Annotated in this window: 11 protein-coding genes and 1 pseudogene; 7 read left to right on the forward strand and 5 right to left on the reverse strand. The window is 45.3% G+C overall.

Annotated elements, in window-relative coordinates; genetic code table 11:
* The first annotated feature begins 45 nt into the window (after nt 1-45).
* Entirely contained in the window at nt 46-1,359 is a 1,314-nt protein-coding gene (gene obgE, locus DYE66_RS05270; protein WP_115325002.1) for a GTPase ObgE, read from the forward strand.
* Nucleotides 1,360-1,574: 215 nt separating this feature from the next.
* Nucleotides 1,575-1,763 carry a hypothetical protein gene (locus DYE66_RS05275; RefSeq protein ID WP_002999803.1) on the forward strand — a complete coding sequence of 63 codons (189 nt, stop codon included), beginning with the start codon at nt 1,575-1,577 and terminating at the stop codon, nt 1,761-1,763.
* Between the two features lie 13 nt (nt 1,764-1,776).
* On the opposite strand, the gene DYE66_RS05280 is transcribed toward DYE66_RS05275, so the two are convergent.
* From DYE66_RS05280 to DYE66_RS05290, 3 genes are all read right to left on the reverse strand, one after another.
* Complete coding sequence (locus DYE66_RS05280) at nt 1,777-3,282, reverse strand: ATP-binding cassette domain-containing protein (protein ID WP_115325003.1); 1,506 nt, start codon at nt 3,280-3,282, stop codon at nt 1,777-1,779.
* 380 nt (nt 3,283-3,662) lie between these two features.
* Nucleotides 3,663-4,403 (reverse strand): amino acid ABC transporter ATP-binding protein, encoded by a 741-nt coding sequence (locus DYE66_RS05285; RefSeq protein ID WP_115325004.1) that lies wholly within the window; start codon nt 4,401-4,403, stop codon nt 3,663-3,665.
* On the reverse strand, nt 4,403-6,598 hold the full coding sequence (locus DYE66_RS05290; RefSeq protein WP_002999989.1) for an ABC transporter substrate-binding protein/permease: 2,196 nt from the start codon (nt 6,596-6,598) through the stop codon (nt 4,403-4,405). The genes DYE66_RS05285 and DYE66_RS05290 overlap by 1 nt, the downstream gene beginning before the upstream one ends.
* A gap of 176 nt (nt 6,599-6,774) precedes the next feature.
* On the opposite strand from DYE66_RS05290, the gene uvrB reads away from it, so the two are divergent.
* The 5 genes from uvrB to rpsU all read left to right on the forward strand — a co-directional run bounded on the left by uvrB (nt 6,775) and on the right by rpsU (nt 11,458).
* A complete protein-coding gene (uvrB, locus tag DYE66_RS05295; protein WP_003000549.1) occupies nt 6,775-8,766 on the forward strand; it encodes an excinuclease ABC subunit UvrB in 1,992 nt (663 codons plus the stop codon).
* A 169-nt stretch (nt 8,767-8,935) separates the two neighbouring features.
* Nucleotides 8,936-9,661, forward strand: coding sequence for a DUF554 domain-containing protein (locus DYE66_RS05300; protein WP_003000396.1), 726 nt, complete (start codon nt 8,936-8,938; stop codon nt 9,659-9,661).
* A gap of 9 nt (nt 9,662-9,670) precedes the next feature.
* On the forward strand, nt 9,671-10,135 hold the full coding sequence (locus DYE66_RS05305) for an 8-oxo-dGTP diphosphatase (RefSeq protein WP_003000166.1): 465 nt from the start codon (nt 9,671-9,673) through the stop codon (nt 10,133-10,135).
* A gap of 189 nt (nt 10,136-10,324) precedes the next feature.
* Nucleotides 10,325-11,146, forward strand: coding sequence for a transporter substrate-binding domain-containing protein (locus tag DYE66_RS05315; RefSeq protein WP_002999906.1), 822 nt, complete (start codon nt 10,325-10,327; stop codon nt 11,144-11,146).
* A gap of 135 nt (nt 11,147-11,281) precedes the next feature.
* The gene (gene rpsU, locus DYE66_RS05320) at nt 11,282-11,458 is read left to right on the forward strand and encodes a 30S ribosomal protein S21 (protein WP_002963309.1); all 177 of its coding nucleotides are present in this window, start codon (nt 11,282-11,284) and stop codon (nt 11,456-11,458) included.
* Nucleotides 11,459-11,548: 90 nt separating this feature from the next.
* On the opposite strand, the pseudogene DYE66_RS05325 reads toward rpsU, so the two are convergent.
* Both DYE66_RS05325 and mscL read right to left on the reverse strand, forming a co-directional pair.
* A pseudogene (locus tag DYE66_RS05325) lies at nt 11,549-13,075 on the reverse strand (IS1182 family transposase).
* A gap of 365 nt (nt 13,076-13,440) precedes the next feature.
* Complete coding sequence (gene mscL / locus DYE66_RS05330; RefSeq protein ID WP_003000334.1) at nt 13,441-13,821, reverse strand: large conductance mechanosensitive channel protein MscL; 381 nt, start codon at nt 13,819-13,821, stop codon at nt 13,441-13,443.
* Nucleotides 13,822-13,847 lie beyond the last annotated feature (26 nt).

A 13,847-nucleotide genomic window follows, 5' to 3' on the forward strand; every position in this document is an offset into this window, starting at 1 on the left:
GGTTTACCCAACCTCTTTTAGAATGTCAAAAGATAGGGAAATAGTATGAGTATGTTTTTAGATACGGCCAAGATTAACGTTAAAGCAGGTCGTGGCGGTGATGGCATGGTGGCCTTTCGCCGTGAAAAATACGTCCCCAATGGTGGTCCTTGGGGAGGTGATGGCGGTAAGGGTGGCTCGGTCATCTTTAAGGTAGACGAGGGGCTTCGGACCCTGATGGACTTCCGCTATAATCGCAAGTTTAGGGCCAAAAATGGGGAGAAGGGCATGACCAAGGGCATGCACGGTCGTGGTGCCGAAGACCTCATTGTTGCTATCCCACCTGGAACAACGGTCCGGGATGCTGAGACTGGCAAGGTACTGACCGATTTGGTTGAAAATGGTCAAGAATTTGTGGCCGCCAAGGGTGGTCGCGGTGGCCGTGGTAATATTCGCTTTGCCACTCCTCGCAATCCTGCTCCTGAGATTTCCGAAAATGGAGAGCCCGGTCAAGAGCGTGACCTCCAGTTGGAACTGAAGATTTTGGCCGACGTCGGTCTGGTTGGCTTCCCATCTGTTGGGAAATCGACCCTGCTCAGCGTTGTCTCTGCAGCCAAGCCCAAAATTGGGGCCTACCACTTTACGACGATTGTGCCCAACATCGGTATGGTTCGTACCAAGTCTGGTGAGAGTTTTGCCATGGCTGACCTACCTGGTTTGATTGAAGGAGCCAGTCAGGGCGTTGGGCTGGGAACCCAGTTCCTGCGCCACATTGAGCGGACTCGGGTCATCCTCCATGTCATTGATATGTCAGCGGCAGAAGGGCGTGACCCCTATGAGGACTACCTGTCCATCAATAAGGAATTGGAAACTTACAATCTCCGTTTGTTGGAGCGGCCTCAGATTATTGTGGCTAATAAGATGGACATGCCAGAGGCCAAGGAAAATCTCAAGGTCTTTAAGGAAAAAATGGCAGCAGACTACGATGAGTTTGACGACCTGCCAATGATTTTTCCTATTTCCAGTCTGGCCCACCGAGGCTTGGAAAATCTCCTTGAAGCGACGGCAGAACTCTTGGATAAGACGGACGAGTTCCTGATTTATAGCGAGGATGAGCTAGCTCAAGAGGAAGCCTACTATGGCTTTGATGAGGAACAAAATCCCTTTGAAATCAGTCGTGACGATGATGCTACTTGGGTTCTGTCAGGTGAGAAGCTGGAAAAACTCTTTGTCATGACCAATCTAGAGCGGGAGGAATCCATCATGAAATTTGCCCGCCAATTACGGGGAATGGGAGTTGACCAAGCCTTGCGTGAACGGGGTGCCAAGGATGGCGACCTAGTGCGTATCGGTAAGTTTGAGTTTGAATTTGTTGACTAGTTAAGAATTGTGAGTGACTAAAGTCGTGGGAATTCTAGGTCAGACGCTCTGACAGATTGATAGACTGTAAAAAGTAGGACAAACGCTCATGATGGCTTTGCCCTCACTCACAAAAATGTGTAATCTTGGAAGATTACGTATAAAAAATTGCTCCGATGAATAGTTTATCGGTCAAAAACTAATATAGAAATTCTAAGCCTGAAAGAGGTGATTTAATGGGAGACAAACCTATATCCTTCCGTGATAAGGATGGTAATTTTGTGTCGGCAGCTGATGTTTGGAATGCGGACAAGCTGGAGGAGCTTTTTAACAAGCTCAATCCTAATCGCAAGTTGCGTTTAGAGCGAGAGAAGAAGGAAGCAGCCCAAGCTGCCGAAGATAAAAAAGAAGGTCAGTCCAAATAAGGACTGGCCTTCTTTATATCAATTTAATCAGTTTATCTTCGGTTAGTTGATAGCTTACTTGAGTTATCTGCTGGATAAAGTTGCGGTCGTGCGAAATGGTGAGAATAGCACCGGGATAGTCTTGTAATAATCTTCTGATTTCGGGCTGAGAAGTCGGAGAGAAGTGACGAGTTGGTTCGTCAAGTAGAAGGACATTATTGCAGTCAAAAACCATTTTAGCTAGAAATAGTTTAGCTTTTTGTCCACCCGATAAATTGCTGATGGGGTGTAGTATCTCATTTCGTGTGAATTTGAGGCTGGCCAGCAAGTTGCGTGCCTCTTCCTCACGACCGGGCTGACTGAGAAAGTAGAGTGCTGTTACATTTTGGTCAATAGTTTCTGCGTAATCTTGTGGCATGTAGCCCACGGAGATACCAGTCTTGCCTTGCAAATCTTGATAGATTTTTCGTATTAACATGGATTTGCCGATGCCATTGCGACCGATGAGGGCAACTTTTTCCTGTCCTTTGAAGGTGAAATTAATGACTTGTCCAGTCGCTAACTTTTCAGCATGGTAAGCTAGGAGAACTTTCTGGGCTGGTAGAGCATGGATATGGGAGAAAAATAGTCCGATTTTATCTGGATTATCAGGTAGTTCTGTGAAATTGTCTGATTCTCTTTCAAAGCGCTTTTCCCGTGACAGTAAATTTTTCATCTTTTTGGCCAGCAAGCGACCAGCGGTAGAATCTTTGGTAGTCACAAGTCCGTGTCGCACAGCTGACTTGGTACGATTGAGTTTTTCCATGTGTTCCTGCTGTTCTTCACGTTCCTTATTGGCAAGGCGTTCTTGCTTGATACGAGAACTTTGTCTTTCTTGTATATAAGACTGGTAGTCAAGTGCCTTGCTGGTTGAGCGCGCTTGACTGCCCTTTTTGATTTGTTCTAGATGGATGATGTGATTAGCAGTCTTACCTAGCAGAGATTCATCGTGGGAGATGAATACAATCGTCAAAGGACTTTTTGCAATGAAATCCTCCAGCCAAGTCAAGGTCTCGATGTCCAAGTCGCTAGAAGGCTCATCCAAGAGGAGTAGGTCAGGCTGGTGTGCTAAGAGTTTCAAGAGTTGAAGTTTGATTTTTTCACCACCCGAAAGTTGACCGACCTTTTGTTTGTCATCCTCAAAACGCTGGCTATCGAAATGGAGCCTAGCAGCTAGTTGATAGAGCAAATTGAAATCAAATAGTTCATAATCTATATTCTTGTAGAGATAGTCTGGAATGGACAGTTGGCTGTCTTCTTTGGGGAGAATCTGAGGAAGATAGGCCATAGACTTGAAATGATTGACAATCTTACCGGTTACACTAGCATAGCCTGTAATCAGTTCTGGCTGATAAATGTATTGGAGCAGGGTTGATTTACCAGTACCTTCCTCCCCGATAATCGCCACCTTGTCACCTGTGTTAATAGTGGCGTTAAGTTTTTCAATCAGAGTGTGCAAATCCTTATCTTGAACAATAGTTAAATACTGTATTTGTAGCATAGAAACCTCCTTGGGGTATCAAAAAAACAAGCTCTACCTTATCTAGTAGAACTTGTTTGCTTGCACAAAAAGACTAGTATCTAGCCAGCCATTGAATATAAAGTACACATCAAAAAATCTTCTTCCAGATAAAGTATTGAACTTTGGCGATTTGATTCAAAACGAGACTAGGCAGTTGGAAGAAGACAATACTGGAGTATGTCGAGGATAACTAACGAAGTATCGTGAAGAAGTCAAATCAGACAAGAAGAAAATTAATTTTTCAATGCACTCTTACCTCCTGATTATTTGCTCTTATTGTATCATAAGATTGGGGAAAAGCAAGGAATGATTGGCAAACGAGAAAACGCCATGACAACTGTCGTGGCGTTCCATATTTATTAGGCATTGAGAACCTTGTCCAAGAATTCCTTAAGACGAGGATGTTGGGGATTATCAAAGATTTGCTCGGGTGTGCCATCTTCGAGGAATTCACCACCATCGGTGAAGATGACACGATTGGCCACCTTTCTGGCGAAGCCCATCTCGTGAGTGACAATCAGCGTGGTCATGCCCTGTTCGGCTAGGTCCCGCATGACATTGAGAACATCACCAACCATTTCTGGGTCTAGGGCAGATGTTGGCTCGTCAAAGAGCATGATGTCAGGATTCATAGCTAGACTACGAGCGATAGCCACCCGCTGTTTTTGTCCCCCTGAAAGACTTTCGGGGCTGACGTCTCGCTTATCGGAGAGGCCGACTTTTTCTAGCAACTCCATGCCAATTTTTTCAGCTTTTTCCTTAGAATACTTACCCAGCTCAACAGGTGCAAAGGTAATATTTTCCAGAACCGACATATGAGGGAAGAGATTGAAGTGTTGGAAAACCATGCCAATGTTTTCCCGAACCTTATCAACATTGGTCTTAGGGTCGGACAGCTCATAGCCATCAACGATGACCTTACCACTAGTGATTGATTCTAGGAGATTGAGGGTCCGCAGGAAGGTTGATTTTCCAGAACCAGAAGGTCCAATGATACAAACGACATCGCCTTCCTTAAATTGGGCATCAATGCCCTTCAAGACTTCATTGTCGCCATAGGATTTATGGAGGTCTTGTACATCAATTTTCAAGTCTGCCATTATTTCAGCTTCCTTTCTAATCGTTTGGCCAAGCGGGTCAAGAGGGTAATGATGACCAGATAGATGATGGCTAAGATAGCATACATCCGGAAGGATTGGTAGTTGCGGGCGATGATAATTTTACCAGTTTGGAAAAGTTCAACCAGGCCGATAGCCGAGACAATGGTGGTATCCTTGAGCGAGATGACGAACTGGTTGATGAAGTTTGGCAACATAACCCGAACGGCCTGTGGCAGGATGACCTTGCGCATGGTCTTACCATATGGAATACCCAAGCTCCGACTGGCTTCCATTTGCCCTTTAGGCACGGCCTCAATACCGCCACGGACAATTTCAGCGATATAGGCAGCGGCGTTGAGGGAGAGGGCAATAGTAGCAGCGACGAAGTCATTGATTGGCGATTGATGACCGGTGATGGACTCAATCAGGTTTGGAATACCCCAGTAGATGAAGGCTGCAACAATCATCAGCGGGATACCCCGAACCACATCGACAAAGACCTTGGCAATCCCTTGGAGGATCTTATTAGGGGCAACAGCCATCATACCAAAGATAATACCGATAACCATGGCAATAGCAAAGGAGAGCAGGGTCAGGGCAACAGTAATCCAGAGACCTTGCAGCAGTTGCTTGTAGTTGTTTTGGATGAGACCGACAATGGTTGTTTCATCAGCCTTCTTTTGCTTGCTTTCCTTGTTTTCGGCCAGGTACTTGTTGACAATCTTGTCATACTTGCCAGACTTAACCAGGGAAGCTAGGCCGTTGTTGAACATTTGTACCAGTTCAGGATTGGAGCCCTTCTTAACGGCGAAGCCAACATCGCCTGACTTTTCACCCTTGATTGGGGTTTTGAACTTGCGACCTTGCTTGATAGCGTATTTGAGGACGGCTTCATCGTCCATCATGGCATCAACAGAGCCGTTTTGTAGGCTATCGTAGAGGGTAGATCCATCATCATAGGCTCTGACCGTATAGCCATATTGGCCAGCGCGTTGGGTCAACCAGTCATAGGAAGCAGTCCCTTTTTTAGCACCAACGGTCTTACCCTTGAGGTCAGCGTACTTGCTGACCTTGGAGTCAGCTGGGACAGCCAAGATGGTGTTAGCAGAGTAGTAGGGATCGGAAAAGTCAAAAGTAGCCTTGCGCTCATCGGTAATGGTCATACCGGCGATAACCCCGTCTGCCTGACTGGATTGGACAGCATTGAGGGCAGCATCGAAACCGGGGTATTGCAATTTGACCTTGAAGCCTTGTTCCTTAGCGATAGCCTTAATCAGTTCAACATCAATACCGGTGTAGCCACCAGAGCTATTTTGAAATTCAAAAGGAGCAAAGGAAGAATCGAGAACAATGGTGTAGCTATCCTTGACTGGGGTCGCCTTCTTGTTAGCATCTCCAGTCAAATGCAGGCTAGCTGATGGTGTTTTCGAATTTTCATTGACCGAGTCACCCAACCACTTTTTCATGATTTTATCGTAGGTGCCGTCCTTCTTCATCGCAGCGAGAGCCTTGTTGAAGTCCTTGATCAGGTATTCATTCTTACCACCTTTTTTGACCCCAAAGGCGAAGCTACCAACGGATTCGCCCTCCATGCTCATGTCGTATTGCTTACCTTGTTGGATGGCGTATTGGACAACGGGCTTGTCATCCATGGCAGCATCAACAGCTCCTTGATCCAGGCTATTGTTCATCAGGTCGCTAGTATCAAAGGTCTTTACGCTATAGCCGTACTGGTCAGCGTGTTGGTCCAGCCAGTCCTGAGCGGCGGTACCATTCTTGACACCGACAGTTTTACCCTTGAGTTGGTCATAGCTGGTGACACTGGTTGTTCCTGACTTAGTGTAGACGACGATTGAGGTGTCATAGTAGGTATCAGAAAAATCAAAGACCTTCTTGCGGGCATCAGTAACCGTGGTACCGGCCATAAGGCCACTTGCCTGTCCGGATTGGACAGCATTGACAGCTGCATCAAAGCCAGGGTAGGTCTGCTTATAGTCCCAACCTGAGCGTTTGGCAACCTCCTTGATGATATCAACGTCGATACCTTTATAGGTTTGGTCACTATCCTTAAATTCAAAGGGCGCATAGGCCGTGTCAGAAACGATGGAAATCTTTTCTGCGGCCTGGGCCTTCCCAGAGAAAATAAAGAAAGCGGACAAGACACTTAGCATAAGTGCCAGAAGTTTTTTCTTCATGTTTGTCTCCTTAATGTAAAATTGCTTCTTTATTTTATCAGAAAATTAGGTCCCAGGCAAATTTTTTTGAATTTCATGTTAGAAAATCTAACATCACATATAAATAAATTTCCTGAGCTAGCTGATAATCTGTGCTAAAATAGAAGCAAAAGTCTAGAAGAAAAGAAGTGACCTAAATGATTGATCGTACAAATGATAACCAATTTCACTTGGTTTCCAAATACCAGCCAGCGGGTGACCAGCCCCAGGCTATCGAACAGCTAGTTGACAATATTGAGGGGGGCGAAAAGGCCCAGATTCTGCTAGGGGCAACGGGTACAGGTAAGACCTATACCATGAGCCAGGTCATCAGCAAGGTCAACAAGCCAACCTTGGTCATCGCCCACAACAAAACCCTGGCCGGTCAGCTCTATGGGGAATTCAAGGAGTTCTTCCCTGACAATGCGGTCGAGTACTTTGTTTCCTACTACGATTACTACCAACCAGAGGCCTATGTTCCTTCATCTGATACCTATATTGAGAAGGACAGCTCAGTCAATGATGAAATTGATAAGCTCCGTCACTCGGCCACCTCAGCCCTTCTGGAGCGCAATGATGTCATCGTTGTTGCTTCCGTTTCCTGTATCTACGGTCTGGGTTCCCCCAAGGAATATGCCGATAGCGTGGTTAGTCTGCGGCCAGGTCAAGAGATTTTTCGGGACCAGCTCCTCAATGATTTGGTTGATATCCAGTTTGAACGCAATGACATTGATTTCCAACGGGGACGATTCCGAGTAAGAGGCGACGTTGTCGAAGTCTTCCCAGCCAGCCGGGACCAGCATGCCTTTCGGGTAGAATTTTTCGGCGATGAAATTGACCGAATTCGTGAGATTGATGCTCTGACGGGCCACAATCTTGGCGAAGTGGACCATCTGGCAATTTTCCCAGCCACTCACTTTATGACCAATGACGAACACATGGAGGTCGCCATTTCAAGAATTCAGGCTGAACTCCAGCAACAGCTCCAGCTTTTTGAATCAGAAGGCAAGCTCCTAGAAGCCCAAAGACTCAAACAGCGGACAGATTATGACATCGAAATGCTGCGAGAAATGGGCTACACCAGCGGGGTTGAAAACTACTCTCGTCATATGGATGGCAGGAGTGAGGGGGAACCGCCCTATACCCTCTTAGATTTCTTCCCCGAGGACTTCCTGATTATGATTGATGAAAGCCACATGACCATGGGCCAAATCAAGGGGATGTACAATGGTGACCGCTCTCGTAAGGAGATGCTGGTCAATTATGGTTTCCGCCTGCCCTCGGCTCTGGACAATCGGCCCCTGCGCCGAGAGGAATTCGAAAGCCATGTCCATCAGATTGTCTATGTCTCAGCGACTCCAGGTGATTATGAGATGGAGCAGACTGATACGGTAATTGAGCAAATCATTCGACCAACCGGTCTGCTGGACCCCGAGGTTGAAGTCCGACCAACCATGGGGCAGATGGATGATCTGCTTGGTGAAATCAATGACCGTGTTGAAAAGGGTGAGCGGACCTTTATCACCACCCTAACCAAGAAGATGGCGGAGGACCTAACCGACTATCTCAAGGAGATGGGGGTCAAGGTCAAGTATATGCATAGTGATATTAAGACCTTGGAGCGGACCGAGATTATCCGCGACCTGCGTCTGGGCGTTTTTGATGTCCTGATTGGGATTAACCTCTTGCGAGAAGGTATCGATGTTCCCGAAGTTAGTCTGATTGCCATCTTGGATGCGGACAAGGAAGGCTTTCTTCGCAATGAACGAGGTCTTATTCAGACCATCGGTCGGGCTGCCCGCAATAGTCAGGGTCATGTTATCATGTATGCAGATACTGTGACCGACTCTATGCAGAAGGCTATGGATGAGACAGCTCGTCGGCGAGAAATTCAAATGGCCTACAATGAGGAGCATGGCATTGTTCCGCAGACCATTAAGAAGGAAATCCGCGACTTGATTGCTATCACCAAGACTAGCCAGGATAGTCAGGTAGCAGAAGAAGTAGATGTCTCCACCATGTCCAAGAAGGAACGGCAGGAAACCATCAAGAAGTTGCAGAAGCAGATGCAAGAAGCTGCCGAACTGCTTGACTTTGAATTGGCCGCCCAAATCCGTGACATGGTGCTGGAACTCAAGGCACTGGATTAGGTTGAGGGCTGCATTCAACCATGGAAAGAGATTGAGCTAGTCTTTCAGGCTAGCTTTATTTTTGGAAAGGATAGTGCTAGAATAAAAGCAATCAATAAGAGGAGTAGGGAAAGGTTGACGCTTGGTCGCCTTTTTCCTATTGGCTCAATCATAAAAAGGAAGTGTTTTAATGCCAGTCGGTGTGCTTGTTAATAGTTTTGCTATTGTTTTTGGAGGACTCTTGGGCGGTTTCTTTGGCCACCATCTCAATGATAGTTTTAAAGAAAAGATGAATATGATATTCGGTGTCTGCTCTATGGGAATGGGGATTTCTTCAATCATGAAAATGTCCTATATGCCGGCTGTTATTTTTGCGGTCGTCTTAGGGACCGTTGTTGGTCTTCTGCTTGATTTTGACCGTAAGATCTTCAAGGGCGGCTTCATCATGCAACGCTACATGTCGAAAATTTTTCCCTCCAGACCCGACATGCCCAGAAAACAATTCCTAAACGATTTGGTGACGGTCATTGTTCTCTTTTGTGCCAGCGGGACCGGTATCTATGGGAGTCTAGTTAATGGGATGACTGGTGATGCCTCTATATTGATTTCCAAATCAATTTTGGACTTCTTTACAGCCGCTATCTTTGCCTGCAACTTAGGCTTCGTGGTCTCAGCCATTGCCCTCCCTCAATTTGTCATCTTTTCCATCTTATTTTACTTGGCTGGTGTCATTGTTCCCCTGACCAATGCCAAAATTATCGGGGACTTCACAGCCTGCGGTGGCTTTCTCATGGTGGCAACAGGTTTTCGGATTATTCAGGTCAAAATGTTTCCAACCGCTGATATGATTCCGGCCATGATTCTGGTTATGCCCATCAGTTGGCTCTGGATGTCTGTCGTCTTGCCCTTCTTATAGGAGAAAAACATGTCTCGTGCCACACCCGTAATCTTAACCAATATGTGCCTAATTGAAGATAATAAAGGCAATATCGTCATGCAAATTCGTGACCCCAAGCGTTATTCCTGGTCGGGGGCTGCCCTGCCAGGTGGCCACGTGGAAGGAAAGGAGTCCATCCATGATTCGGTTGTGCGTGAAATTTATGAAGAGACCGGTCTGACCATAAAAGATCCTCAACTGGTCGGCCTCAAGGATTGGCACACGGATCAAGGCTATCGCTATATCGTTTTTCTCTATAAGGCTGGGTCTTATTCTGGTCAGCTTCGGTCCTCTCAGGAAGGTCAAGTCCTCTGGGTCAATCGTCGGGACTTGCCTCAGATGGCTTTGGCCTATGATATGTTGGCCCTGCTGAGAGTCTTTGATGAGCCAGAGCTGTCTGAGTATTTCTACCAGGATAAGCGTGATGGTCAATGGCAGAAGAAGTTCTACTAAACCTGCGATATTATGCAGTTTTCTTTTGGTATTAGGCGGAAATTCAGCTTGACAGATGTATTTTTATAAGCTAGAATAGTATAAAAATTAAGAGAACCTAGTGCTTAGCCCTGCTAGAGAATTTGGGTGGTTAGAGACCGCTCGTTCCTTCTCAGGTCTTGCTAAAGCCCATCACTAAGGAAGAAATCTATGTCAATCAAAAAAATCGTTACGGCCGTCCTCCTAGTCCTGCTCTCAGTCAGCCTAGTGGCCTGTTCCAATTCTGCAAAATCAACTAAGACGGATAGCTCCCTGTCAGATGTTCAAAAGCGGGGAACCTTGGTTGTAGCGACCAGCCCTGATTTTGCTCCATTTGAGTTCAAACGGCTGGTCAATGGTCGCGATACTGTGGCAGGTGTCGATGTGGAATTGTCCAAGGAAATTGCCAAGGAACTTCATGTCAAAATCCACTTTTTAACCGTTTCCTTCACCAATGTACTGGGCAGTGTGGCCATTGGTAAGGCGGATTATGGTATTTCTGGTATATCGGTGACAGAAGATCGGAAAAATTCCTTTGAATTTACCGAGCCCTACTTTGAATCTAAAAATGTTGTGGTCATCCGTAAGGCTGACCTAGCCAAATATACCTCTGTCGATAGCTTTGCAGGGAAATCTGTCTCAGCCCAAAAGGGAACCATTCAAGAAGGCGTCTTAGCCGACCAGATTCCTAAAGCATCAGCTGTCTCCCTGACGCAAAATAGTGAAGGGGTCAATGAACTCAAGAGTGGTAAAATTCAAGGGATTGTTATGGAGAGCGCCATTGCCCAAGGCTACATTAACAGCAACAAGGACTTGACCCTTGCTAAGATTACCCTTAAAAAGGTTGATGGTTCCTCCTACGCCATTGCCCTTCCTAAAGGTTCCATCGCCCTGAGAAATAAGCTCAATAGCATCATCACCAGGCTGAAAAAAGAAGGCAAGATTGATGACTATGTTGAAAAGGCAAATCAGGAGTCAGAAGCTGGGAAGTAGGTTTCTAGAAGTTGAGAACGAAGTTTCTCAGCTTTTTTCTTTAAATTTGTCCTATACCTTGACATTCCTAGTAAAATTCGTTACTCTAGTAAGGAACGTAAAAAACGTTACATTTTTCTTGAGGAGGTGAAATCCATGGCAAAAACAGTGGTACGTAAAAATGAATCACTTGACGATGCTCTTCGTCGTTTCAAGCGTTCAGTCACAAAAGCGGGAACTCTTCAAGAAGCTCGTAAACGTGAACACTATGAAAAACCTTCTGTAAAACGTAAACGTAAATCAGAAGCAGCTCGCAAACGTAAAAAATTCTAAGTGAGTTGATGTAAAAAAAGAAAGAGCCTGGGACAAAACCCATTTGCCCCCATAAAAACAGAGGATCACTTGTTGGTGACCCTCTATTTTTTAGGTTCGGTTACTTCTCCTGTTATATTTGATGAGATTATTAGCCATAAGGGCCAATCCCATGTCAATCTTGACCTGTCGTTTCCCCCGCAGATTACACCTTTTGTAACCCAAACAAGCCTTTATCTGCCCAAAGACAGGCTCCACATCAACCTTGCGTTGTGCGAAAACTTGACTGCCCTCAGGAGATAAAAGCGCTTGAGCTTCTTTTTGCTTTAAGTATTGGTACCGCTCGTTGATATATAGCCCCTTTTGAGGAGCTAATTCAGGCTCCTCAGCCTGGTAGACCTTAATCTCTTGTTCAAAACCTGTTTGCGTTTTCTGGTGTTTGAGATGATGAAACACCTATTTCCAACCCTCTGGATGGGTGTAGCTATCCTCTTTTTCATTATAGTGCCAATTGGCTAGATTCTTGTCAGACTTTCTGTAGGTCCTCTTTTGTTCCTTATCAAACCTGCCATACTTAATCAGGTGATCAATTTCCTCTTGGTCAAGAGTTAGTAGGTTCTCTTCACTCCCATAACCAGCATCTGCGACAATAGTCTTGGCGTCATGGGGATAGGAGTCTAAAAATGGTAAGAGGGTCTTGGTGTCTGTCGGATTTGGGAAGATATCATAGTGGAGAACAAATTGATTCTCAGTAGCGATTTGGAGATTGTAGCCAGCCTTCAGTTGACCATTTCTCATGTGGTCGTCTTTCATCCGCATAAAAGTGGCGTCTGTATCTGTCTTTGAAAAACTATTGCGACCAGTGAAAGTAGCTTGATAGGTCTCGTACTTTTGTGCACGGGCTGAAAAATCCTCCCTTACCTTTCGAAGGACTTTCTTGAGTTTCCGACGCTTTGTTTGACGCTCATCCTTTCCTTTGACAGGATTTTCTTCGATGGCTTGGTTAACTGATTTCCATTCTTCCTCAAGGATTTGAGAAAACTCTGTCAATTGTTCAGAAGTTACAGGCTCTTGGTCATCTAAGACAATGGCCTCTTGAATCAAAGGATTAATTTCCTCTTGAAAATAGGTTTTTAGAGTCGCTTGAAGTTTGGCAGAAAATTTATCAACAGCCTTCCGCCAAACAAAACTGTACCTGTTAGCGTTAGCCTCAATCTTAGTCCCGTCAATAAACAAACACTCTAAGGACACTAATTCCTCCATTTTCAACTGAAGGTTGAGGTCAATAAAGAGATTACGAATCAGCTCCTCCATCCCAGGAGCCACACGAAAACGATTGATTGTCCGATAAGAAATCACCAGCTGACCTGTTAAGTATTGCATGGCAAGATTTTCCACCATCATTTTTTCTATCTTTCGTCCGGAAAAGATCCCTTGAGAATAAGCAAATAAAAGGGCTGCTAGGAGTAATTGGGGAGGGTAAGAAGGCCGCCCAACCTCATGATAAAAGTTTAGAAGGGCATTATCATCTAGTTTATTGACCACCTTTTCAATCGTAAAAACGAGATGGTTGTGGGGTAAGAATGCGCTTAATTCTAGTGGCAGAGTCGTTTGATTTGTGTTATAGTGACTGTACATGAGGTAGCCTTTCTATTATTTTTTTGTCAACGATATTTTATCAAGACTACCTATGTCAAGCAAAAAGCAACGGCATCAAAACCGTTGCTTTTTCGTTGGCTGAGGGATAGTTTTGTCCCAACCTCTTTTTATGGTTTCAAGAAGGAGAGCTTGAAAGGCAGGAGTTCTCTATTTTTTTTGTGGGGTCAAACCCTTGATGCTTGATGCTAAGTCGAAATCAAAGCAAACGAGACAGCAAGCAAGGAGAGGAGCTGAAGGATTGGCTCAAGTTCCCTCTTGTTTTTCACTTTCTAGTCTACCAGTATTACTAAAAAGCTATAAATCGGGCAAAGAAAAAGGGCCTCGGTTGAGGTCCTTCGATCAGCTTATTTTTCCTTGGCCAGGAGGTCACGGATTTCAGCCAACAATTCTTCTTGAGTTGGAGCAACAGGAGCTTCTTCCACTTCCTCCTTCTTGCCACGTTTCATAGCTGTATTCGCAGCTTTTACAACGAAGAAGAGGGTTGTGCCGACGATGAGGAAGTTGAGGACAGCTGCCAGGAAGCTACCGTAGGCGATACCATTCCATGAAAGTTCTGCAATGTTCTTAACGCCAAGCGCATTAACGATTGGGTTGAGGATGACTGGGGTGATAACATCGGATACCAAAGAGGTAACGATAGCGTTAAAAGCAGCCCCGATAACTACGGCAACGGCTAAGTCAAGGACATCGCCCTTAAACAAAAATTCTTTAAGTTCTTTGATCATTTTAAAAATGAATCCCTTTCAAATTT

This window comes from Streptococcus downei MFe28, assembly GCF_900459175.1.
GTDB lineage: Bacteria > Bacillota > Bacilli > Lactobacillales > Streptococcaceae > Streptococcus > Streptococcus downei.